The sequence below is a fragment of the Streptomyces sp. NPDC029152 genome, assembly GCF_055564355.1.
The window spans coordinates 284,651-306,369 of sequence record NZ_JBVHWR010000010.1 but is presented as its reverse complement, the minus strand read 5'-3'; the positions used below and the strand labels follow the sequence as shown (position 1 = coordinate 306,369).

Annotated in this window: 18 protein-coding genes; 8 read left to right on the top strand and 10 right to left on the bottom strand. The window is 73.0% G+C overall.

Annotated elements, in window-relative coordinates; translation table 11 throughout:
- Window positions 1-238 precede the first annotated feature (238 nt).
- Entirely contained in the window at window positions 239-832 is a 594-nt protein-coding gene (idi, locus tag ACZ4V6_RS22720; RefSeq protein ID WP_467830255.1) for an isopentenyl-diphosphate Delta-isomerase, read from the top strand.
- Window positions 833-841: 9 nt separating this feature from the next.
- On the opposite strand, the gene ACZ4V6_RS22715 is transcribed toward idi, so the two are convergent.
- Window positions 842-1,294: an ATP-binding protein gene (locus tag ACZ4V6_RS22715; protein WP_467830312.1), complete on the bottom strand. Its 453-nt coding sequence runs from the start codon at window positions 1,292-1,294 to the stop codon at window positions 842-844.
- 205 nt (window positions 1,295-1,499) lie between these two features.
- On the opposite strand from ACZ4V6_RS22715, the gene ACZ4V6_RS22710 reads away from it, so the two are divergent.
- Window positions 1,500-2,255 carry an enoyl-CoA hydratase/isomerase family protein gene (locus ACZ4V6_RS22710; RefSeq protein ID WP_467830253.1) on the top strand — a complete coding sequence of 252 codons (756 nt, stop codon included), beginning with the start codon at window positions 1,500-1,502 and terminating at the stop codon, window positions 2,253-2,255.
- Here the strand turns inward: ACZ4V6_RS22710 and ACZ4V6_RS22705 are convergent.
- Entirely contained in the window at window positions 2,242-2,877 is a 636-nt protein-coding gene (locus tag ACZ4V6_RS22705) for a DJ-1/PfpI family protein (RefSeq protein WP_467830250.1), read from the bottom strand. The two genes, ACZ4V6_RS22710 and ACZ4V6_RS22705, sit on opposite strands and share 14 nt — an antisense overlap.
- A 42-nt stretch (window positions 2,878-2,919) precedes the next feature.
- Window positions 2,920-3,879: a GlxA family transcriptional regulator gene (locus tag ACZ4V6_RS22700; protein ID WP_467830247.1), complete on the bottom strand. Its 960-nt coding sequence runs from the start codon at window positions 3,877-3,879 to the stop codon at window positions 2,920-2,922.
- 113 nt (window positions 3,880-3,992) lie between these two features.
- On the opposite strand from ACZ4V6_RS22700, the gene ACZ4V6_RS22695 reads away from it, so the two are divergent.
- The 3 genes from ACZ4V6_RS22695 to ACZ4V6_RS22685 all read left to right on the top strand — a co-directional run bounded on the left by ACZ4V6_RS22695 (window position 3,993) and on the right by ACZ4V6_RS22685 (window position 7,555).
- Entirely contained in the window at window positions 3,993-4,862 is an 870-nt protein-coding gene (locus ACZ4V6_RS22695; RefSeq protein ID WP_467830244.1) for an SCO6745 family protein, read from the top strand.
- A gap of 93 nt (window positions 4,863-4,955) precedes the next feature.
- Complete coding sequence (locus ACZ4V6_RS22690; RefSeq protein ID WP_467830243.1) at window positions 4,956-5,081, top strand: LPFR motif small protein; 126 nt, start codon at window positions 4,956-4,958, stop codon at window positions 5,079-5,081.
- Between the two features lie 116 nt (window positions 5,082-5,197).
- Window positions 5,198-7,555, top strand: coding sequence for a Tex family protein (locus ACZ4V6_RS22685; RefSeq protein ID WP_467830240.1), 2,358 nt, complete (start codon window positions 5,198-5,200; stop codon window positions 7,553-7,555).
- A 185-nt stretch (window positions 7,556-7,740) separates the two neighbouring features.
- Here ACZ4V6_RS22685 and ACZ4V6_RS22680 read toward each other — a convergent pair whose 3' ends face one another.
- Window positions 7,741-9,387: an ABC-F family ATP-binding cassette domain-containing protein gene (locus ACZ4V6_RS22680; protein WP_467830237.1), complete on the bottom strand. Its 1,647-nt coding sequence runs from the start codon at window positions 9,385-9,387 to the stop codon at window positions 7,741-7,743.
- A gap of 35 nt (window positions 9,388-9,422) precedes the next feature.
- Window positions 9,423-10,454: an oxidoreductase gene (locus tag ACZ4V6_RS22675; protein ID WP_467830235.1), complete on the bottom strand. Its 1,032-nt coding sequence runs from the start codon at window positions 10,452-10,454 to the stop codon at window positions 9,423-9,425.
- Window positions 10,455-10,531: 77 nt separating this feature from the next.
- Between ACZ4V6_RS22675 and ACZ4V6_RS22670 the strand changes: the two genes are divergently transcribed.
- Entirely contained in the window at window positions 10,532-11,485 is a 954-nt protein-coding gene (locus tag ACZ4V6_RS22670) for an FAD-dependent oxidoreductase (RefSeq protein WP_467830233.1), read from the top strand.
- 139 nt (window positions 11,486-11,624) lie between these two features.
- On the opposite strand, the gene ACZ4V6_RS22665 is transcribed toward ACZ4V6_RS22670, so the two are convergent.
- Entirely contained in the window at window positions 11,625-13,358 is a 1,734-nt protein-coding gene (locus ACZ4V6_RS22665) for a BCCT family transporter (protein ID WP_467830230.1), read from the bottom strand.
- An 81-nt stretch (window positions 13,359-13,439) separates the two neighbouring features.
- Window positions 13,440-14,723 carry a M14 family metallopeptidase gene (locus ACZ4V6_RS22660; RefSeq protein ID WP_467830228.1) on the bottom strand — a complete coding sequence of 428 codons (1,284 nt, stop codon included), beginning with the start codon at window positions 14,721-14,723 and terminating at the stop codon, window positions 13,440-13,442.
- A 307-nt stretch (window positions 14,724-15,030) separates the two neighbouring features.
- Between ACZ4V6_RS22660 and ACZ4V6_RS22655 the strand changes: the two genes are divergently transcribed.
- A complete protein-coding gene (locus ACZ4V6_RS22655; protein WP_467830225.1) occupies window positions 15,031-16,524 on the top strand; it encodes a M1 family metallopeptidase in 1,494 nt (497 codons plus the stop codon).
- Window positions 16,525-16,546: 22 nt separating this feature from the next.
- On the opposite strand, the gene ACZ4V6_RS22650 is transcribed toward ACZ4V6_RS22655, so the two are convergent.
- Both ACZ4V6_RS22650 and ACZ4V6_RS22645 read right to left on the bottom strand, forming a co-directional pair.
- The gene (locus ACZ4V6_RS22650; protein WP_467830222.1) at window positions 16,547-17,032 is read right to left on the bottom strand and encodes a macro domain-containing protein; all 486 of its coding nucleotides are present in this window, start codon (window positions 17,030-17,032) and stop codon (window positions 16,547-16,549) included.
- Between the two features lie 42 nt (window positions 17,033-17,074).
- Complete coding sequence (locus ACZ4V6_RS22645) at window positions 17,075-18,541, bottom strand: amino acid permease (protein ID WP_467830220.1); 1,467 nt, start codon at window positions 18,539-18,541, stop codon at window positions 17,075-17,077.
- Window positions 18,542-18,773: 232 nt separating this feature from the next.
- On the opposite strand from ACZ4V6_RS22645, the gene ACZ4V6_RS22640 reads away from it, so the two are divergent.
- Window positions 18,774-19,496: a MerR family transcriptional regulator gene (locus ACZ4V6_RS22640; protein ID WP_467830218.1), complete on the top strand. Its 723-nt coding sequence runs from the start codon at window positions 18,774-18,776 to the stop codon at window positions 19,494-19,496.
- 38 nt (window positions 19,497-19,534) lie between these two features.
- Here ACZ4V6_RS22640 and ACZ4V6_RS22635 read toward each other — a convergent pair whose 3' ends face one another.
- Window positions 19,535-21,715, bottom strand: a complete 2,181-nt coding sequence (locus tag ACZ4V6_RS22635) for a 3-hydroxyacyl-CoA dehydrogenase NAD-binding domain-containing protein (protein WP_467830216.1) — start codon at window positions 21,713-21,715, stop codon at window positions 19,535-19,537.
- Between the last annotated feature and the right edge of the window lie 4 nt (window positions 21,716-21,719).

Genomic DNA, 21,719 nt, shown 5'->3' with positions numbered 1-21,719 from the left:
GCGCTCCGGCTCCCCTCCCGCCCCCTGTTTCCTCACGGGCGCGCACGGGCCGGGGCCCGGACGGTTCCCCGGGGGCGGCACCGGGCACGATCCCGGACCGTGGGCCCCTCCCCGGCGCCGGCCGGTGCGGGCCGCGGTTCCGCGTCGTCGCGCGGGACATGCGGGCGTGCCGGAAGTGCCGAGCGCGCCTGATTCGTGGGGCACACTTGGGGCGCGAGGACCGATGTGAAGGATGGGTATGCCGATCACTCCTGCCACCGCGACGCACAGTTCGTCGAACGGCACCGCAGACGCGATTTTGCTGGAACTGGTCGACGAGAACGGCGTGACGGTCGGTACCGCGGAGAAGCTCGCCGCGCACCAGCCGCCGGGGCAGCTGCACCGCGCCTTCTCCGTGTTCCTCTTCGACGAGCGCGGCCGGCTGCTGCTCCAGCAACGGGCCCTGGGCAAGTACCACTCCCCCGGAGTGTGGTCCAACACCTGCTGCGGCCACCCCTATCCCGGTGAGGCGCCGTTCGCCGCCGCGGCCCGGCGGACGTTCGAGGAGCTCGGTGTCTCGCCGTCGCTGCTCGCCGAGGCGGGCACGGTGCGCTACAACCACCCGGACCCGGCCTCGGGACTGGTCGAGCAGGAGTACAACCACCTGTTCGTCGGCCTGGTGCAGGCACCGCCGCGGCCCGACCCGGAAGAGGTCGCCGAGACGGTCTTCGTGACCCCGGACGAGCTGGCCGAACGGCACGCGAGGGACACCTTCTCGGCGTGGTTCATGACGGTGCTGGACGCGGCCCGGCCCGCCGTCCGCGAGCTGACGGGGCCGTCCGCCGGCTGGTGAACGGGCCCGCTACCGCGGGGCGTGTCCGAGTGGCAGGGCGGCCCAGACCACCTTGCCGCCGCTCGCCGTGTGGGCCACGTCACACGCCCCGCCCAGCTCCCGGGTGACCTCCCGGACCAGGAGCAGCCCGCGCCCGCCCGTCCGCCCGTGGTCGGTCTCGAGGGCGGTCGGGCGGTAGGGGTGGCTGTCCTCCACGGACACCCGGACCCACTCGGGTCCGACGGCGACCTCCACGGCGAGCGTCGGCGACAGCACCGCCGCGTGCCGGACGGCGTTCGTGACCAGCTCCGAGACGATCAGCAGCAGCCCCTGGACCACGTCGTCGGAGACCGGCACGCCCTGGCGCACCAGCAGGTCCCGGACCGCGTGGCGGGCCTGCGGGACGGAGGCGTCGACGGCGGGCGCGGTGAACCGCCAGACGCCTTCGTACGGCAGCGGTTGCGCGGGCCCGGTCTCTTCCATCGTCCGGTCGCCACCCTCGGGCTCGATTGTCACCACACCCCAGAGTGTTGGTAACGCGCCCCTCCGCCCCGGAGGACTGAACACAAGTCGGCAGGTATCGAACGGTTCTGACCGTCGGCGTATGGCCGGGTCGGTTGCGGGATCGTTCCTGTCCCGCTTGCACCTGCTCCGCGCGCTCTTCGTACGGGCGGATAGCATCCGGCCCATGGAGCCGCAGCTGCTGCACCGGGTCTCCGACTCGGTCGCCACCGTCGTCGTCCACCACCCGGCCAAGCGCAATGCCATGACGACCGCGATGTGGCGGGCGCTGCCGGAGCTGCTCGACGCCCTGGCGGGCGACCCCGCGGTGCGGGCGCTGGTGCTCACCGGTGAGGGGGCGACGTTCTGCGCCGGGGCCGACATCTCGACCCTGCGGGACTCCGCCGAGGAGGCGCAACTGCTCGCCGTGCGCGCCGAGGAGGCCCTCGCGGCCTTCCCCAAGCCGACGCTGGCGGCGGTCCGCGGTCACTGCGTGGGCGGCGGCGCCCAGTTGGCGGCGGCCTGCGATCTGCGGTTCGCCGAGGAGGGGGCCCTGTTCGGGGTCACCCCCGCCAGGCTCGGCGTGGTGTATCCGGCGTCGGCGACCCGGCGGCTGGTGTCGCTGGTGGGGCCGGCCACCGCGAAGTACCTGCTGTTCTCCGGCGAGTTGATCGAGGCCGGACGGGCGCTGCGCACGGGACTGGTCGACGAGGTGCTGCCGGGGGGCGGACTCGACGAGCGGGTCGCCGAGTTCACCCGCGTCCTGGTCTCCCGTTCGCAGCTGACGCAGGCGGCGGCGAAGGAGTTCGCGAACGGGCGCACCGGTCGGGACGAGCACTGGGCCGCGCAGGCGCGCGGCAGCGGCGACACCGCGGAGGGGGTCGCCGCGTTCCTGGAGCGCAGGCGGCCGCGCTTCGGCTGGAGCGTGCCTACGTCAGGGTGAAGCGGCTTCGGGTGCGGAACTCCTCGACGAGATGCGCGGGCGCCTTCTGCGGTGACCCTGCGTCGAAGGGCGGCTGCGGGTCGTACTCCGTCAGCAGCTGCACCGCCTGGGCGTGCTCGGCGCCGGCGATCCGGCCCACCAGGGTGAGGCCCATGTCGATGCCGGAGGAGACGCCGGCCGCGGTGACGTACTTGCCGTCGGTGACCACCCGCTCCCCGGTCGGCTCGACGCCGAACCGCTTCAACAGGTCCAGGGCCAGCCAGTGCGAGGTGGCGCGGCGGCCGGTGAGCAGTCCCGCCGCGGCGAGCAGCAGGGAGCCGGAACAGACCGAGGTGGTCCAGGTGCTGGTGGCGTCGGCGGCGCGCAGCCAGTCCAGCAGGGCCCCGTTGTCCATCTGCGCCTCCTGACCGGGGCCGCCCGGCACGAGGACGACGTCCGGGCTCGACAGGTCCGCGAGCGTGCGGTCGGCGGTCAGTGCGAGGCTTCCCGTGTCGTTGCGGACGGGGCCGGTCCGCTCGGCGGCGAAGACGGTCTCCGCGTCCGGGATGCGGCTCAGGACCTCGTAGGGGCCCACGGCGTCGAGGGCGGTGAAACGGTCGAAGAGGACGATGGCGATCTGCATGTGTTTCCTTTCGCGTGTATTCGGGCGGGCGGGGGCGCGTCGTCAGCGGGCGGCCGCGGGCCGGAACCGGCGGCGGTACTCGGCCGGTGGGGTGCCGAGCCCCTTGACGAAGGCACGGCGCATGGCCTCCGGGGTGCCGTAACCGCTGACACGGGAGATCTCCTCGACGCCGTCGCCGCTGTCCTCCAGCAGCCGGCGGGCGTGTTCGAGGCGCACCCGGTCGACGTACCGGCCGGGCGTCATGCCGGTCTCGGCCCGGAAGGCGCGGGCGAAGTGGCGCGGGGAGAGGGAGGCGCGGGCGGCGAGGGACTCCACGCTCAGGTCGGCGCCGGGGTGTTCGGTGATCCACTGCTGGACCTCGCGGAGCGGCTCGCGGCGCGCGGTCTGGGCGGCGAGCTGGGCGCTGAACTGGGCCTGGTTGCCGGGCCGGCGCAGGAAGACCACCAGGTGGCGGGCGACGGTGAGGGCGGCCTCCCTGCCCAGGTCCTCCTCCACCAGGGCGAGCGCGAGGTCGATGCCGGAGGTGACACCGGCGGACGTGGCGACGTGACCGTCGCGGACGTAGATCGGGTCGGGATCGACCTCGACGGCCGGGTGGTCACGGGCGAGCCGGTCGCAGTACGCCCAGTGGGTGGTGGCGCGGCGGCCGTCCAGCAGGCCGGCCGCCGCGAGCAGGGCGGCTCCGGTGCAGACGGAGACCAGGCGCGGGGCGCGGGGCCCGTGCTCGCGCAGCCACCCGGTCAGGCGCGGGTCCGGGTCCCGGGTGCCCTGGCCGCCGGGGACCAGCAGGGTGTGCGGGGCGGGCGCCCCGGCGAGGGCCCGGTCCGGTACGACGGTCAGACCGCTGGAGGTGCGCACGGGAGCGCCGTCCAGCGAGGCGGTGCGGATGCGGTACGTGCCCGGCGTGTGCTTCTCGGCGCCCGCGAAGACTTCCACGGGTCCGGTGACATCGAGGCTCTGGACGTCGTCGAAGAGGACGACGAGGACGGTTCGCTGCGCCATGCCTCCGATTCTTCGACCGCCCGGCGACGGCCGCAATGACGGGTTCCCCACCTTTCCTGCCATGCCTCCCGTACCCCTGGAGGACGTACTGAGCGGTTGGTAACGTGCCCGGCATGACAACCGCCGCCCTCGACGCCCGCGCCGGCCGCCGCTGCCACAACGCGCTGAACTCGCTGCACTCGACGCACTACTTCTCGCCCGACCTGGGCCGGGAGCTGGCGGCCCTCGGGGTCACCGACCCCCGGGCCGTCAACTTCGCGGTGCGTGCCGCCGCCCTCGGCCCGGTCGGGGCCGGCGTCGTGACGGCGGCGTTCTACAACTACAAGCACGACCTGGTGGCACGGCACGTGCCCGCCGTGTGGGAGACCGTCGCCCCCGCCCAGGTCCTGGCCGCGCGCACGCGCGCCGTCGACGCGACGCTGCGCCGCCTGCTGGGCGAGGAGGCCGTGGCGTCCGCGGAGATGGCGGAGGCGGCCGAGCTGGCGCTGCGGGCCGCCGAGGGCTGCTCCCGCGGCGCCCGTCCGCTGTACTCGGCCCACGCCGACCTGCCCGTGCCCGGCGAGCCGCACCTGGCGCTGTGGCACGCGGCGACGCTGCTGCGCGAGCACCGGGGCGACGGGCACCTCGCCGCGCTGCTGGCCGCGGGCCTCGACGGCCTGGAGGCCCTGGTGACGCACACCGCGACCGGCAAGGGGATGACGCCGAAGTGGGTGTTCACCACCCGCGGCTGGAGCCGGGAGGAGTGGGACGCGGCGTCGGAGCGGCTGCGTGGGCGCGGACTGCTCGACGACGCCGGTGAGCTGACCGAGCGGGGCGTCGCCCTGCGCGAGGGGATCGAACGGGAGACGGACCGGATGGACGAGGCCCCTTACGCGCACCTGGGCGCGGAGGGCGTGGCACGTCTGACCGAGCTGGGGACCTCGTTCGCGCGCAGGGCGCTCGGTGCCGGCGCCTTCCCGAAGGACCTGCTCGGCAAGCGCTGAGCCGCGGCCCGTCCGTACGGGGCATGCGGGGCCGATCCCGAGGTACCCGTCATTCTCCCGGCCGAAGGGGCCGGGAGAAGAGAGGAGTTCCTCGTGTTCCGTGCCGTCGCAGACGTCCTGCGCCAGATCGGTGGCGCCGTCGCCACCGTCGTCACGCTTCCCTTCCGGGCGCTGGCCCGGCTCTTCGGCGGGGCCTCGTCCTCGGCCCGCAGGGCCTGACGCCGCGTCCCGGTGCCGTCCGGCCGCGACGGGCCCGGGTGGCGCCCTGATCCCCGATTGCCGGTGCCGCCTGCCACAATTGCCGCGCAACCTCTGTGAGAAGGCGGTACGGGATCGTGACGACACCCGGGTCCAGCGCGTCCATCGACGTGAGGTCCATCGAAAGCAGGATCGCCGAGGAGCTCGGCGTACGGGAGCGGCAGGTGAAGGCCGCGGTGGAGCTGCTCGACGGCGGCTCGACGGTGCCCTTCATCGCCCGCTACCGCAAGGAAGCGACCGAGATGCTCGACGACGCGCAGCTGCGCGCGCTCGAGGAACGGCTGCGCTACCTGCGGGAGCTGGAGGAGCGGCGTACGGCGATCCTCGACTCGGTGCGCGAGCAGGGCAAGCTCACCGAGGAGCTCGAGGCCCGGATCCGCGAGGCGGAGACCAAGGCCCGCCTGGAGGACGTCTACCTGCCGTTCAAGCCCAAGCGGCGCACGAAGGCGCAGATCGCGCGGGAGGCGGGTCTGGAGCCGCTCGCCGAGGGACTGCTCGCCGACCCGTCCGTGGACCCCCTCGCCGCGGCCGCCGCGTTCGTCGACGCCGGCAAGGGCGTGGCCGATCCGCAGGCCGCCCTGGACGGCGCCCGGGCGATCCTGACCGAGAAGTTCTCCGAGGACGCCGACCTGATCGGCGAGCTCCGCGAGCGGATGTGGGCGCGCGGGCGGCTCGCGGCCAAGGTGAAGCCGGGCAAGGAGGAGGCCGGCGCCAAGTTCGCCGACTACTTCGACTTCGCCGAGCCGTTCACCGAGCTGCCCTCGCACCGGATCCTCGCGATGCTGCGCGGTGAGAAGGAGGACGTCCTCGACCTCGTCCTGGAGCCCGAGGAGCCCGCCGACGGGCCGTCGTCGTACGAGGGGATCGTCGCGAACAGGTTCGGGATCGCCGACCGCGGCCGGCCCGGCGACAAGTGGCTCGCGGACACGGTCCGCTGGGCCTGGCGCACCCGCATCCTGGTCCACCTCGGCATCGACCTGCGGCTGCGGCTGCGCACGGCCGCCGAGGACGAGGCGGTGAACGTCTTCGCCGCCAACCTGCGCGACCTGCTGCTGGCCGCCCCGGCCGGCACGCGCGCCACGCTCGGCCTCGACCCGGGCTTCCGTACGGGTGTGAAGGTCGCCGTGGTCGACGCGACCGGCAAGGTCGTGGCCACCGACGTCGTCCACCCGCACGTCCCGGCCAACCGGTGGGACGAGGCCATCGCCAGGCTGGCGCGGCTGGCGAAGGAGCACGCGGTCGAACTGATCGCGATCGGCAACGGCACGGCGTCCCGGGAGACCGACAAGCTCGCCGGTGAACTCATCGCCAGGCACCCTGACTTGAAGCTCACCAAGGTGATGGTGTCCGAAGCGGGCGCCTCGGTGTACTCGGCGTCCGCCTTCGCCTCCCAGGAACTGCCCGACATGGACGTGTCGCTGCGCGGCGCCGTGTCGATCGCGCGGCGGCTCCAGGACCCGCTGGCCGAACTGGTGAAGATCGATCCGAAGTCGATCGGGGTCGGCCAGTACCAGCACGACCTGTCCGAGGTGAAGCTGTCGCGCTCGCTGGACGCGGTGGTCGAGGACTGTGTGAACGGCGTGGGCGTGGACGTCAACACGGCCTCCGCGCCACTGCTGGCCCGCGTTTCCGGCATCACCTCCGGGCTCGCCGAGAACATCGTGGCGCACCGGGACGCGAACGGGCCGTTCCGGTCGCGGACCGAGCTGAAGAAGGTGTCGCGGCTCGGACCGAAGGCGTACGAGCAGTGCGCGGGCTTCCTGCGGATCCGGGGCGGCGACGACCCGCTGGACGCGTCCAGCGTGCACCCCGAGGCGTACCCGGTGGTGCGGCGGATGGTGAAGACCGCCGGGCAGGAGGTGGCCGGTCTGATCGGCAACACCGCGGTGCTGCGGTCGCTGAGGCCGGCGGAGTTCGTGGACGAGAAGTTCGGTCTGCCTACGGTGAGCGACATCCTGAGGGAGCTGGAGAAGCCGGGGCGCGACCCTCGGCCGGCCTTCAGGACGGCCACCTTCAAGGAGGGCGTGGAGAAGATCTCCGACCTGGCGTCCGGGATGGTGCTGGAGGGGGTCGTCACGAACGTGGCCGCCTTCGGGGCGTTCGTGGACGTCGGCGTGCACCAGGACGGGCTCGTGCACGTGTCCGCGATGTCGAAGACGTTCGTGAAGGATCCGCGGGACGTGGTCAAGCCCGGGGACATCGTGAAGGTGAAGGTGCTGGACGTCGACATCCCGCGGAAGCGGATCTCGTTGACGTTGCGGTTGGACGACGAGGCCGCTCCGCGGGGGGAGCAGAAGCGGGAGCCGCGTGGGGGCAGGCCGCCTCGGCAACGGCAGCAGGGACGTTCCGGAGGGAAGGGGAAGCCGGCCTCGGCTGCGCCGGCGCCCTCCAACGGGGCGATGGCCGACGCGTTGCGGCGGGCCGGGTTGGCGTAGGCGCCCGGCGCCGGGCCGGGCGAGGGTGGGTCGCGCGGCCCGGCGCTTTCGGGGTGCCTCCCCCACTCTCGGCTTCGCTCGAGCGGGGGCGACCCCCACCGCCCACCCGTGCCGCCCCGGGGGCACCGCCCAGGCCGTTCAGGCACTGGGGAAGGCACGACTGCCCGCAGCCAGGACGGCTGCGGCTAGGCAGAGGTCTCCGTCACCTTGCCGTCCGCCACCTCCAGGCGGCGGGTGACGTGGACCGCGTTCAGCATGCGGCGGTCGTGGGTGATCAGCAGGAGGGTGCCCTCGTAGGCGTCCAGGGCCGATTCCAGTTGTTCGATGGCCGGCAGGTCCAGGTGGTTGGTCGGCTCGTCGAGCACCAGGAGGTTGACGCCTCTGCCCTGGAGGAGGGCGAGGGCCGCCCGGGTGCGCTCGCCCGGGGAGAGGGTCGAGGCCGGGCGCATGACGTGGTCCGCCTTGAGGCCGAACTTGGCCAGGAGGGTGCGGATGTCGGCCGGTTCGGTGTCCGGCGTCGCCGTGCGGAAGGCGTCGAGCAGGGACTCGGACCCGTGGAACAGGGCGCGGGCCTGGTCCACCTCGCCGAGCAGGACCCCCGAGCCCAGCGCCGCGTGCCCGGCGTCGAGCGGGACGCGGCCCAGCAGGGCGCCGAGCAGCGTGGACTTGCCCGCGCCGTTGGCTCCCGTCACCGCCACGCGGTCGGCCCAGTCGATCTGGAGGGAGACCGGGCCGAGCGTGAAGCCGCCGCGCCGGACCTCCGCGTCGCGCAGCGTGGCGACCACCGCGCCGGAGCGCGGCGCCGAGGCGATCTCCATGCGCAGGTCCCACTCCTTGCGCGGTTCCTCGACGACCTCCAGGCGTTCGATCATGCGCTGGGTCTGGCGGGCCTTGGCGGCCTGCTTCTCGCTGGCCTCGCTGCGGAACTTGCGGCCGATCTTGTCGTTGTCGTTGCCCGCCTTGCGCCGGGCGTTCTTGACGCCCTTGTCCATCCAGGTGCGCTGCATCTGCGCCCGGTCCTGGAGGGAGGCGCGCTTGTCGGCGTACTCCTCGTACTCGTCGCGGGCGTGCCGGCGGGCCACCTCGCGCTCCTCCAGGTAGGCCTCGTAGCCGCCGCCGTAGAGGTTGATCTGCCGCTGGGCGAGGTCGAGTTCGAGGACCCTGGTGACCGTGCGGGTGAGGAACTCGCGGTCGTGGCTGACGACGACGGTGCCCGCGCGCAGGCCGGTCACGAAGCGTTCGAGGCGTTCCAGGCCGTCCAGGTCGAGGTCGTTGGTCGGCTCGTCGAGTAGGAAGACGTCGTAGCGGGACAGGAGGAGGGAGGCGAGACCGGCGCGTGCCGCCTGGCCGCCGGACAGGGACGTCATCGGCTGGTCCAGGTCCACCGTCAGGCCCAGCGCGTCGGCGGTCTCCTCGGCGCGGTCGTCGAGGTCGGCGCCGCCGAGGGCGAGCCAGCGCTCCAGACCGGTCGCGTAGGCGTCGTCGGCGCCCGGAGCGCCCTCGACCAGGGCCTGGGTGGCCTCGTCCATGGCGCGCTGGGCCTCGGTGACGCCGGTGCGGCGGGCGAGGAACGCCCGGACGGTCTCGCCGGGCCGGCGTTCCGGCTCCTGTGGGAGGTGGCCGACGGTGGCGCTCGGCGGGGACAGGCGCAGCTCGCCCTGTTCCGGGGCGGTGAGGCCGGCCAGCATCCGCAGGAGGGTGGACTTGCCGGCGCCGTTGGCCCCGACGAGTCCGATCACGTCGCCGGGGGCGACGACGAGGTCGAGCCCGGTGAACAGGGAGCGGTCGCCGTGGCCGGCGGCGAGGTTCTTGGCGACGAGGGTGGCAGTCATCAGACCGTCGATCCTAACCGCGCCCCGCCGCCCGCTCAGCCCGGTTTCCCGTGCCGCACCGCCGCCACCAGCACGCTTCCCGGCGCCCGCGCCACCACGAAGGACTCCCCCTTCGCCGCCTTCGGGTCCAGGGCGATGCGGTGGCCGCCCGGTTCGAGCACGTCGTCGAAGACCTCGTGGGTGTGCGTGCGGTGGAGGCGGTCGAGGCGGTACGCGGTGAGCCGCACCCGGCAGGGCGAGGTCACCTCGATCTCCGCCGCGCCGCCGGTCGCCGTCAGGCGGATCAGCCGGTGCCGCTCGGCCGGGCCCCGGTCCAGGGCGTGTTCGATCTGGGCGACGAGGAGCGGGACGATCGGGGCGAGGCCGTCGACGTGGGCGACGTCGGCGCCGGCCCGGGTGAAGGCCCGGCGTACGGCGGCCCGTTCCTCCTCGCCGGCCGCGCGGCCGAAGACGACGGCGCCGTAGGCGCGCAGTTCGTCGGCGGGCACGCCGGTGGCGTCCTGGGTGATGTCGGCGCCGATGCCGATGGTGCGCAGCGCCGCGGCGAGTCTGGCGAGCAGGGCGACGCGGGCGCCGATCAGCAGGACCCGGCGGCGGGTGTGCGCGCCGCCGTCGAGCAGGGCGGCCAGCGCCGCGCGGTACTCGGCGCCGGGGAAGCGGAAGGGGCCGATGCCGTGGTAGCCGTTGAACTCGAGGTCGGCGTGTGCGCCGGTCTGCCAGGCGAAGTCCCGCCAGACGAAGTCGTCGCCGTCGCGCCGGATCACGGCGGTCACCGCGCCGCAGGCCAGGTCCTCGCAGTCGGGACAGCCGTAGATGACGTACCGGCCGCCGGGCAGCGGCGCGTCGGTCTCCAGGAGGAGGCTGCGGACCTGCGCGGTGAAGATCGCCGGTGGCACGTCGGAGGCGAGCGGGGAGACGGCGTCCAGGTCGGAGAGCCGGAACAGCAGGGACCGTCCGTCCACGATGAAGTCCGTGAAGTCGCGGTGGACCTGGTGGTCGCCACCGGCGAGGACTCCACCGGCCCGCATCGCCGGTGCCAGGCCGAAGGTCGCGTATTCGGCAGCCATGCGGTGAGTATTCCCTCGGCGAGGCCGATGTGAGCACGCCCTGACGTGTTCGGGCGGACAGGGCCTATCGTCCCGGTGTGGAAACCGAACCGGATGACGAGGTCGTGGTGATCGGCGGCGGTGTGATCGGGCTGACGACGGCCGTCGTGCTCGCCGAGCGCGGCAGGCGGGTGCGGGTGTGGACGCGGGAGCCCGTCGAGCGCACCACCTCGGCGGTCGCGGGCGCGCTGTGGTGGCCGTACCGCATCGAGCCGGTGGCGCCGGCCCGGGAATGGGCGCTGCGCTCCCTGGACGTGTACGAGGAACTGGCGGCGCGGCCCGAGGCGACGGGCGTACGCGTGGTCGAAGGGGTGCTGGGCGAGACGGGACTGGACGAGGTCGACGGTTGGGCGGCCGCGCGGCTGCCGGGGCTGCGCGCGGCGCGGGCCGAGGAGTACGGCGGGCCGGGACTGTGGACGCGTCTGCCGCTGATCGACATGTCGACTTATCTGCCGTGGCTGCGGGAGCGGTTGACGGCGGCGGGCGGTGTGGTGGAGACGCGTGCGGTCGCCGGTCTGGCGGAGGTCGGGGCGCCGGTCGTGGTCAACTGCACGGGGCTGGGCGCCCGGGAACTGGTGCCGGATCCGTCCGTGCGTCCGGTGCGCGGGCAACTGGTCGTGGTGGAGAACCCGGGTGTCGACACCTGGCTGGTCTCCACCGACCTCGTCTCCGGGGAGATGGCGTACCTCTTCCCGCATCCCGGCCGGCTCGTCCTGGGCGGCACGGCCGAGGAGGACGCCTGGTCGGCGGAGCCGGACCCGGCGGTCGCGGAGGCGATCGTGCGGCGGTGCGCCGCGCTGCGGCCCGAGGTCGCGGGGGCGCGGGTGCTGGAGCACCGGGTGGGGCTGAGGCCGGCGCGGGACGCGGTGCGGCTGGAGCGCGAGCGGCTGCCGGACGGGCGGTTGCTGGTGCACAACTACGGGCACGGCGGTGCGGGCGTGACGGTGGCCTGGGGCTGCGCGCGGGAGGCGGCGCGACTGGCGACCGGCTGACCAGGAGCTCGCTCCGGGGGCGGGGCGCGCCGAGGCCGCCGTGGCCCGGCCCCCTCCCCGGCGGCGGATCCGCGCCGGACGCGGACACCCGGGCGGGCCCTGCGGGTGCCGGGCCGCGGGGCCCGGCCCCCGGCGCCGTTCACTCGCCGCGCCCGCCGATCGGGTCGCCCTCCACCTCCGTGCCGGCGCCCGGGCCGATGCGGATCTCGAATTCGCCGTCGTACCGCTCGTGGCCCGCGATGACGGCCATCTCGACGGCCTCGGAGCCCATCTCGCCGCGCACGATGAGCGGGTCCCTGCGCAGGTCGCGCATGAGGGCGACGCACATGAGGACCATCACGACGACGAAGGGCGCCGCCGCGAGGATCGTGAGGTTCTGCAGGCCGGTCAGCGCGTCGCCCTGGCCGCTGCCGACCAGGAGCATGATGGCGGCGACGGCGCCGGTGACCACGCCCCAGAACACGACCACCCAGCGGCTGGGTTCGAGCGCGCCCTTCTGCGAGAGGGTGCCCATCACGATCGAGGCCGCGTCGGCGCCGGAGACGAAGAAGATGCCGACGAGGATCATCACCAGCAGGCTGGTGAGGGTGGCGACGGGGAACTCCTGGAGGACGGCGAACAACTGCCCCTCGGGGGACGAGTCGTCGCCGAGCCGGTCCTGCTCCTGGAGCTTCATCGCCGAGCCGCCGAAGATCGCGAACCAGATCAGGCTGACCGTGCTGGGCACGAGGATGACGCCGCCGATGAACTGGCGGATCGTCCGGCCCCGGCTGATGCGGGCGATGAACATGCCGACGAAGGGCGTCCAGGAGATCCACCAGGCCCAGTAGAAGACGGTCCAGCTGCCCAGCCAGTCGGCGACGCCCTTGCCGCCGCCGGCCTCGGTGCGGCCGGCCAGCTGGGGCAGGTCGCCGAGGTAGGAGAAGACCGAGGTGGGCAGCAGGTCGAGGACGACGATGGTCGGGCCCGCGACGAACACGAAGACGGCGAGGACCAGGGCCAGCACCATGTTGGTGTTGGACAGCCACTGGATGCCCTTCTCCACGCCGGAGACCGCGGAGGCCACGAACGCGACGGTCAGCACCGCGATGACGACGACGAGCAGTCCCGTGCCGGCCTTGTCCAGCCAGTCCAGCTTCTCCACGCCGGAACCGATCTGCAGGGCGCCGAGGCCGAGCGAGGCGGCGGAGCCGAAGACGGTCGCGACGATGGCGAGCATGTCGATGATCCGGCCGCCGACGCCGCCCGCGTTCCTCTCGCCGATGAGCGGGGTGAACACGGCGCTGATGGTCTGGCGGCGGCGCTTGCGGAAGGTGCTGTAGGCGATGCCGAGACCGACCACCGCGTAGATCGCCCACGGGTGGAGCGTCCAGTGGAAGAGGGTGGTGGCCATGGCCGTCTCCATGCGTTCGCCGGAGTCGGCCGGGGAGGTGCCCGGCGGGGGCGCCGTGTAGTGCGCCAGCGGCTCGCTGACGCCGTAGAACATCAGGCCGATGCCCATGCCCGCGCTGAACATCATCGCGACCCAGGACACCGTGCGGAACTCGGGTTCCTCGCCCTCGGCGCCGAGGTGGATCCGGCCGTAGCGGCCGGCCGCGAGCCAGAGGGCGAAGACGACGAATCCGGAGGCGGCCAGCATGAACGCCCAGCCGCCGTTGTGCATCAGGCCACCGAGCATGCTGGTGGAGACGTCCTCCAGCGAGTCGGTGAAGGCGGCGCCCCAGATGACGAAGGCGAGGGTCAGGGCAGCCGTGACGCCGAAGACGACCCGGTCGGTCCGGGGGTGTTTCGCGTGCCCGGGCAGGTCCGCTTCCGAACCCGGGAGGGTGCCTCTTTCGTGGTGTTCGTCGTCTCTCGGTCGATCCTGCGTCACAGGCGGCACCTTTCCCTTCGGTGTGGCCGAGAACAGCTCCTCCGTCACGCCTCTACCACGGGCGACGCGGAACTCACCTCCTCAGCAGTGGCTGTCGGGTTCGCCCGCCGTCAGGTGGTACGCGGCACGGCCGTCCAGGAGGAGCGGCACGAGGGCGCGCAGCGGCTGGCGCAGCGGTACCCGGGCGCCCTCCCCGTCCGGGCGCACCCGGACGCCGTGCAGGGCGAGTTCGTCCTCGACCTGCGCGTACTGGGCGGCGGTGAGCCGGTAGGCGCAGGGCGGGTCCTGGATCACCTCGGAGGGTCCGGCCGGATCGTTGTCGGCGCCGCCGAGGTACACCGGGCCGGTGTCGGCCCGGCCGGCGCGGCGGGCGGCGCCGGTAGCCGCCTCGACGCGTCCGCGCCGCTGGTCCGCGTGGCGGAAGAGGCCCTCCAGGGCGGCGAGCTGGGAACGCACCCTGCGCCGGTTGTTCAGCGCCTCGTCCTGCCGCTCGGCGTCGGTGAGGGGGTCGACGCGGCTCTCGACGAGCAGGCCGACGGCGTGCTTGACGCCGGACATGTTGCGCAGGATGCGTTCCTGGCCGTCGCCGGCGGTCTGCTCGATCGGGTCGCCGGTGACGGGGTCGGTCCAGATGCCGTAGGTACCGGTCGAGTACCCGGCCTTCCCGGCGGCGGGGCGGACGTAGGCCCCGGACAGCGTGCGGGCCTCGTCGTGGACCGCCGCGTCGGTGTTGAGGTTGCGGGGCCAGAGGTCGAAGAGGTCCTTGTCGTAGTACGGGGGTGTGGCGCCGTACTCGTGCAGGTCGTAGAGGACGTCGGGCCGCCGGTCGCGGATCACGGCGGCCAGGGCGCGTGCCTCGGCGGTGCGCAGGGCGAGGTGGTCGCGGTTGACGTCCACGCCGTCGCTGTTGCCGCGGGTGTCGGCGGCACGGCCGTCGGGGTTGGCGGTGGGCACGACCAGCACGGTGGTGCGGTCCAGGAAGCGCCGGGTCCGCGGGTCCGCGGCGTAGGCCAGATCACGGACGGTGGACAGGCACGCCTCGCGGCCGGAGGGCTCGTCACCGTGCTGGCTGCACACGAGGAGCACCGTGTTCGGGGCGGAGCGCCTGCCGATGGTCACGAGCCGGACCGGGCGGTTCTGCTTCGTCGTGCCGATGCGGTCGACGGTGACCCGGCCGCTCGCCCGGTCGACGGCGGACAGGAACGCCTGTTCCTCGGGCTGGGTGGTCCAGCGGGCGCCGTGGGAGGTCTCGAACCCGGTGCGGGGCGGGTGGGGCCGTGAGGAGTCGGCGGCGTGGGCCGGGGCGGTGAGGAGGGACGCGGTGAGGGCCGTGAGGGTGAGGGTGAGGGTGCGCGGGCGGTTCATCGGCCTCCGTTCGTCGGGGTGCGGGCGGGACGCGCGGCGGGGGTGGGCCGGGGGCGTGGCCGGCGTCACGAGCGGCCTCAGGTCGTGAAGCGCGTGCGCATCGGCATGCGCGGGACGCTACATCGGTCGACTGCCGCGCAGAAGGGGGCGTGCCGGGGCGGCCGGGACCGGCGGAAGCCGTCGCGGCAGGCGTCTCATGTCGGCCGGATGACGATCATGTGACCCGAGTGGCCGTGGACATGACCGGGAGCGCAGGGGCTGAATAGGCTCCGGACGGACTTCGCACTCCTACTCCTTGGAGCTATTCGTGCACCGCAGAATCATCGTGCCGGGCGCATTGGGCGCCGCCTCCCTCATGCTGGCGATCCCGGCGTCGGCGGCGGCCCACTCCCCCGGCGCTCCGGGCATCGGCGACCCCTACTACCCGGCCTACGGCAACGGCGGATACGACGTCTCCCACTACGACCTGCGCCTGAAGTACCAGCCGGCGACCGACCGGCTGGAGGGGACGGCGACGATCCTGGCCCGTACCACTCAGGACCTGTCGCGCTTCGACCTGGACTTCCTGCTGGACGTCGGCGAGGTGCGGGTGAACGGCGCCAAGGCGTCGTTCACGACGTCGGGCGAACACGAGCTGGTGATCACCCCGAAGAGCCCGCTGCGCAAGGGCACGCCCGTCACCGTCGTGGTGCGCTACAGCGGGGTGCCGTCCTCGAAGCAGGCGTACGGCTTCACCAGCTGGCACCGCACCCCCGACGGCGGCGTCGGCGCGAACGAGCCCGAGGCGGCCTGGTGGTGGTTCCCGAGCAACGACCACCCGCTCGACAAGGCCACCTTCGACGTGTCCGTGCAGGTGCCGGACGGCACCCAGGCCATCTCCAACGGCACGCTCCAGTCCAGCAGCTCGCGCCTGGGCTGGACCCGCTTCAACTGGCGGTCGGACAAGCCGCAGGCCACGTACCTCGCCACTCTGGCGGTCGGGAAGTTCGACCTCACCACCGGCACGACCGAGGGCGGCATCCCGGTCGTCAACGCCTACAGCAAGGACCTCGGCGCGAACGACGGCGCGGCGCGGGCCAGCGTGGAGCGGACCGGGGAGATCGCCGACTGGCTGAGCGGCTACTTCGGGCCGTACCCGTACAACGCGCTGGGCGGGTACGTGCCGAACACGGGGACCGGGTACGCGCTGGAGACGCAGACCCGGCCGTTCTACAGCCCGCGGCAGTTCGCGAACGGGTCGAACGTGTCCGTCGTCGTGCACGAGCTGGCCCACCAGTGGTACGGCGACCTGGTGTCCGTGCGCGGCTGGAAGGACATCTGGATCAACGAGGGCTTCGCGCGGTACGCCCAGTGGCTCTGGTCCGAGCACGAGGGCGAGGGCACGGCGCAGGAACTCGCCGACTACACGTACGCCTCCCACCCGGCCGACGACCCGTTCTGGACGGTGCGGCCCGGTGACCCCGGGCCGGAGAACCAGTTCGACGCCGCGGTCTACGACCGGGGCGCGCTGGCCGTGCAGGCGCTGCGCAACGAGATCGGCGACGAGGCGTTCTTCGAGGTCCTGAAGGGCTGGCCGCAGCGGTACGCCTACGGCAACGCCTCGGTCGCCGACTTCCGGCGGTACGCCGAGGAGGTGTCCGGCGAGCCGCTGGCCGCGCTGTTCGACACCTGGCTGTTCCAGCCGTCGAAGCCGGCCGCGCCGGCGGCCCGCGCGGCGTCGCCGGCGAAGGCGCCGGCCGCGCCCGCACAGCCGCGGTCGTGGAAGAAGATCGCCGCGACGAACGACGTGCACGAGCACTGAGCGCCCGGGGACGGCGTCCGCCTCAGGCGCCGTCCCCGTGGTCATACACGGTCACGGATATGCCCTGCCCCGTGAGCCGCTCCCTGACGAGCGGCTCCACCCGGGACCACTTTCCGCCGGCCAGTCCGCAGCCGATGCGGGGCATGTGCACGGAGGCGTTCAGCTCGGCCGCCCGGCCGGCGAGGCGGCCGAGGGCGGCGTCGATCGCCTCGTAGCGCACCGGGACGCCTTTGCTGCCGGTCCTCGTGCCGTGTTGGCCGATCATGTTGGCCACCCACACGTACGGCTCGACCCGGACGAACCGGACGGCGCCGAGACCGAAGTCGTTCGACGCGCGGTCGCGGTGCCAGGCGCGGTAGGCCGCCTCCGGTTCCGGCCAGCGGCGGGACACGGCCAGGACGAAGCCCTTGCCCCAGCCGCCGAGGTCGTTGCAGACATGGGCGATCACCTTGACGCCCTTGGCCGACGGGGCGGTGGCGTCACCACGGACGTACGCGATCTCCGGCATGACACCACCGTAGGGGCCGCCACTGACAGCGGCCCCGGTCCGCTAGCCGCTCAGCCGGCTGAGCTCCTGACCGGCGTTGGCCGCCACCCGGCGGCGGACGCCGAACCAGCCGGCGACCAGCATCAGCGCGATCACCGGGATCAGCAGGAGGGTCCAGCGGCCGACCTCGGGGTCGTTGCCCATCATGCAGAGCACGGCCACGAGGAAGGCGATCGTGACGGTCTCCGTGACCGGGCTGCCGGGCAGGCGGAAGTGCGGACGGGTGACCAGGCCGGCGCGGGCTCGGCGGACGAAGACCAGGTGGCAGATCATGATGATCACCCAGGTGCTGATGATGCCGAGGGAGGCGACGTTCAGCACGATCTCGAAGGCCTTGCTCGGCACCAGGTAGTTCAGGCCCACGCCGAGCACGCAGATGCCGCAGGTCAGCAGGATGCCGCCGTAGGGGACCTGGCTGCGGCTCATCACGCGGGTGAACCGGGGCGCGGAGCCCGCCATCGCCATGGAGCGCAGGATGCGGCCGGTGGAGTACAGGCCGGAGTTCAGGGAGGACATCGCGGCGGTGAGGACGACGAGGTTCATCACGTCGCCCGCCGCGGGGACGCCGACCTTGGACAGGACGGTGACGAAGGGGCTCTCGTCGCCGGAGTAGAGCGAGCCGGGCAGCAGCAGCGCCAGCAGCACGACCGAGCCGACGTAGAAGAGGGCGACGCGCCACATGATCGAGTTCACCGCGCGCGGGACGACCTTCTCCGGCTCGGCGGTCTCGCCGGCGGCGACGCCGACCAGTTCCAGGGCCGCGTACGCGAAGATCACGCCCTGCATCACGAGCACCACGGGCATCACGCCGTGCGGGAGGATGCCGCCGTGGTCGGTGATCATGCCGACCCCGGGGGCGTAGCCGCCCACGTCGTGCTGGGTGGCCAGCAGGAAGATGCCGATCAGCATGAAGCCGACCAGGGTGGCGACCTTGACGATCGCGAACCAGAACTCCATCTCGCCGAAGATCTTCACCGAGATGAGGTTCACGGCCAGGACCACCGCGAGGGCGGCCAGGGCCAGCACCCATTGCGGGATGCTCGTGAACAGGCTCCAGTAGTGCGTGTACAGCGCGATCGCGGTGATGTCGGCGATGCCGGTGGTCGACCAGTTCAGGAAGTACATCCAGCCGGCGACGTAGGCGCCCTTCTCGCCGAGGAACTCGCGCGCGTACGACACGAAGGACCCGGACGAGGGGCGGTAGAGCACGAGCTCGCCGAGCGCCCTGACGACGAAGAAGGCGAAGACGCCGCAGACGAGGTAGGCGACGGCGAGCGCCGGGCCCGCGTCGCGCAGCCGTCCGCCGGCGCCGAGGAAGAGGCCGGTGCCTATCGCGCCGCCGATGGCGATCATGTTGACGTGGCGGGCCTTGAGGTCCTTGCTGTAGCCGGCGTCGCCCGCGTCCGCGGGTGCCCCGGCCGCCTGGGGGTGGGTGGCGGCCTGTGCCGTGCCGACGGCGTCCTTGCTCACGGGTGGTTCCACTCTCTGGTGCGCCCGGGTGGGGTGCGCCCGGGTCGTCCGTACAGTGACTAGGCCCGCACCACCCTTCGCGGCACAGACCAGATCAGCACCTTCCCACGACCGTGCGCTCGCACGCGGTGGCTCAGGTCACACAGCGTGACTTCTCACAGGAACCGCCGGGCACCTTCACGTGGGACACATGAGGTGTCACAGCACGGGTGAGACAGCGATACTGCTGCACATGACGACGAGCGACACCGGGGAGCCGGCCCTCACCATCGACGAGCTGGCCGCACGGACGGGCGTCACGGTGCGCACGGTCCGCTTCTACGGCACCAGGGGTCTGCTGCCGCCGCCGGTGATCGGCCCGCGGCGGGTCGGGCGCTACGGCCGGGAGCACCTGGCCCGGCTGGCGCTGATCGAGGAGCTCCAGCACCAGGGCATGACGCTGGCCGCGATCGAGCGGTACCTGAAGCAGCTGCCGCCGGACCTGACCGCCCACGACCTCGCGCTGCACCGGGCGGTGGTGGCCTCCTGGGCGCCCCGGACGGTGGAACGGGTCACGCGCGAGGAGCTGGACCGGCGGGCGGGGCGGCCGCTGACCGACGAGGAGGTGGACCGGCTGGCGGAGATGGACATCCTCGCGCGGGACGGCGAGGAGGGCGGCCGGGAGGCCTACCGCGTCGACGCGGGGCTGCTCCGGCTCGGCGTCGAGCTGCTCGACGTCCCCCTGTCCCCCGAGACGGTCCTCGCCGCCCGTACGGCTCTGCTCGAACACTCCCGCGCCGCCGCGCGCGACCTGTCGCGGCTGCTGCGCGACGCGGTCGCCGAGCGCGACGCGCGGGACGTGCGGTCCCTGTCCGCCCACATGCACCCGATCGTGGTGCAGGCGCTGCTGACCACCTTCCAGCGGTCTTTGCGGGACGAGCTGCGGGAGTGGCTCGACGCCGACGGCGAGCGCTGAGGGTTCCCCGGCCGCTCGCCGCCGGTGAGAGGGAGCCGTCAGCGGCCGTCGGTGAAGACCTCCCCCCTCTCCGCCTTCTCCACGAGCAGCGCGGGCGGCGTGAACCGGTCGCCGTAGCGCTCGGCGAGCTCGCGCGCGCGGGCCACGAAGCCGGGCAGACCTCCCTCGTAGCCGTTGACGTACTGCAGGACGCCGCCGGTCCAGCCGGGGAAGCCGATGCCGAAGATCGAGCCGATGTTGGCGTCGGCGACGGAGGTCAGCACGCCCTCCTCCAGGAGGCGGACGGTGTCCAGCGCCTCGGAGAACAGCATGCGTTCCTGCATGTCGCGGAACGGGATCTCGTACCCGGGCTTCGTGAAGTGCTCGCGCAGTCCCGGCCACAGCCCGGTGCGCCTGCCGTCGTCGCCGTAGTCGTAGAAGCCGGCGCCGCCGCTGCGGCCGGGGCGGCCGAACTCGTCGACCATGCGGTCGACGACGGCCTCGGCGGGGTGCGCGGTCCAGGTGCCGCCCGCCTCCTCCACGGCCCGCTTCGTCTCGTTGCGGATCTTCCGCGGCAGGGTCAGCGTCAGCTCGTCCATCAGGGAGAGCACCTTGGCCGGGTAGCCCGCCTGGGCCGCCGCCTGCTCGACGGACGCGGGCTCGACGCCCTCGCCGACCATGGCGACGCCCTCGTTGATGAAGTGGCCGATGACGCGGGAGGTGAAGAAGCCGCGCGAGTCGTTGACGACGATCGGCGTCTTCTTGATCTGCCGGACCAGGTCGAAGGCGCGGGCGAGGGCCTCGTCGCCGGTCCGCCCGCCCTTGATGATCTCGACCAGCGGCATCTTGTCGACGGGCGAGAAGAAGTGCAGCCCGATGAAGTCGGCCTGGCGCTCGACGCCCTCGGCCAGCGCCGTGATGGGGAGCGTGGAGGTGTTGGAGCACAGCAGCGCGTCGGGGGCGACGACGTCCTGGATCTCCTGGAACACCTTGTGCTTGAGGGACGTGTCCTCGAAGACCGCCTCGATGACCGCGTCGCAGCCCGCGAGGTCGGCGGCCTCGGCGGTCGGGGTGATCCGGGCCAGCAGCGCGTCGGCCTTCTCCCGGGTCGTCCGGCCCTTGGCGACGGCCTTGGCGCACAGCTTCTCGGAGTAGCCCTTGCCCTTGAGCGCCGCCTCCAGGGAGACGTCCTTCAGCACCACGTCGATGCCCGCGCGGGCACACGAGTAGGCGATGCCCGCACCCATCATCCCGGCACCCAGGACGGCGACCTTGCGGACCCGGCGGGGCTCGACGCCCTTCGGGCGGTTGGCTCCGGAGTTGACGGCCTGGAGGTCGAAGAAGAACGCCTGGATCATGTTCTTCGCGGTCTGCCCGGCGGCCAGCTCCACGAAGTAGCGGGCCTCGATGACCTGCGCGGTCTCGAAGTCGACCTGGGCGCCCTCGACGGCGGCGGCCATGATGCTCCGCGGCGCCGGGTAGGGAGCGCCGTTCGTCTGCTTGCGCAGGTTGGCCGGGAAGGCGGGCAGGTTGGCGGCGAACTTCGGGTGGGCGGGCGTGCCGCCGGGGATGCGGTAGCCCGGCCTGTCCCAGGGCTGGGCGGACTCCGGGTGGGCGTCGATGAAGGCGCGGGCCTTGGCGAGCATGTCCTCGCGGGACTCGGCGACCTCGTCGACCAGGCCGTTCTCCAGGGCGCGGCGCGGGGAGTACTGGGTGCCCTGGAGGAGGACCTTGAGCAGCGCGTCGGTGATGCCGAGCATCCGGACGGTGCGGACGACGCCGCCGCCTCCGGGGAGCAGGCCGAGGGTGACCTCGGGGCAGCCGATCTTGGAGCCGGGCGCGTCGAGGGCGACGCGGTGGTGGCAGGCGAGGGCGATCTCGTAGCCGCCGCCGAGGGCGGCGCCGTTCAGCGCGGCGACGACGGGCTTGCCGAGGGTCTCGATGCGGCGCAGGTCGCGCTTGATCGCCATGCCGCCGTCGAAGAGGTCCTGCGCGGTCTCGGGGGTGACGCGGATCAGGTCGCGCAGGTCGCCGCCGGCGAAGAAGGTCTTCTTGGCGGAGGTGACGATGACGCCGCGGATCGCGTCCTTCTCGGCCTCCAGGCGGTCGGTGACGGCCGCGAGGGACGCGCGGAACGCCTGGTTCATGGTGTTCGCGGACTGGTCGGGGTCGTCGATGACGAGGGTGACGACGCCGGTGTCGTCCTGCTCCCAGCGGATGGTGGTGGACTCGGTGGTCATGAGG

Excerpts from the sequence above, each read along its gene's own strand:
- idi (WP_467830255.1), top strand. The coding sequence starts at position 239 with ATGCCGATCACTCCTGCCACCGCGACGCACAGTTCGTCGAACGGCACC.
- ACZ4V6_RS22715 (WP_467830312.1), bottom strand. The coding sequence starts at position 1,294 with ATGGAAGAGACCGGGCCCGCGCAACCGCTGCCGTACGAAGGCGTCTGG.
- ACZ4V6_RS22710 (WP_467830253.1), top strand. The coding sequence starts at position 1,500 with ATGGAGCCGCAGCTGCTGCACCGGGTCTCCGACTCGGTCGCCACCGTC.
- ACZ4V6_RS22705 (WP_467830250.1), bottom strand. The coding sequence starts at position 2,877 with ATGCAGATCGCCATCGTCCTCTTCGACCGTTTCACCGCCCTCGACGCC.
- ACZ4V6_RS22700 (WP_467830247.1), bottom strand. The coding sequence starts at position 3,879 with ATGGCGCAGCGAACCGTCCTCGTCGTCCTCTTCGACGACGTCCAGAGC.
- ACZ4V6_RS22695 (WP_467830244.1), top strand. The coding sequence starts at position 3,993 with ATGACAACCGCCGCCCTCGACGCCCGCGCCGGCCGCCGCTGCCACAAC.
- ACZ4V6_RS22680 (WP_467830237.1), bottom strand. The coding sequence starts at position 9,387 with ATGACTGCCACCCTCGTCGCCAAGAACCTCGCCGCCGGCCACGGCGAC.
- ACZ4V6_RS22675 (WP_467830235.1), bottom strand. The coding sequence starts at position 10,454 with ATGGCTGCCGAATACGCGACCTTCGGCCTGGCACCGGCGATGCGGGCC.
- ACZ4V6_RS22660 (WP_467830228.1), bottom strand. The coding sequence starts at position 14,723 with ATGAACCGCCCGCGCACCCTCACCCTCACCCTCACGGCCCTCACCGCG.
- ACZ4V6_RS22650 (WP_467830222.1), bottom strand. The coding sequence starts at position 17,032 with ATGCCGGAGATCGCGTACGTCCGTGGTGACGCCACCGCCCCGTCGGCC.
- ACZ4V6_RS22640 (WP_467830218.1), top strand. The coding sequence starts at position 18,774 with ATGACGACGAGCGACACCGGGGAGCCGGCCCTCACCATCGACGAGCTG.
- ACZ4V6_RS22635 (WP_467830216.1), bottom strand. The coding sequence starts at position 21,715 with ATGACCACCGAGTCCACCACCATCCGCTGGGAGCAGGACGACACCGGC.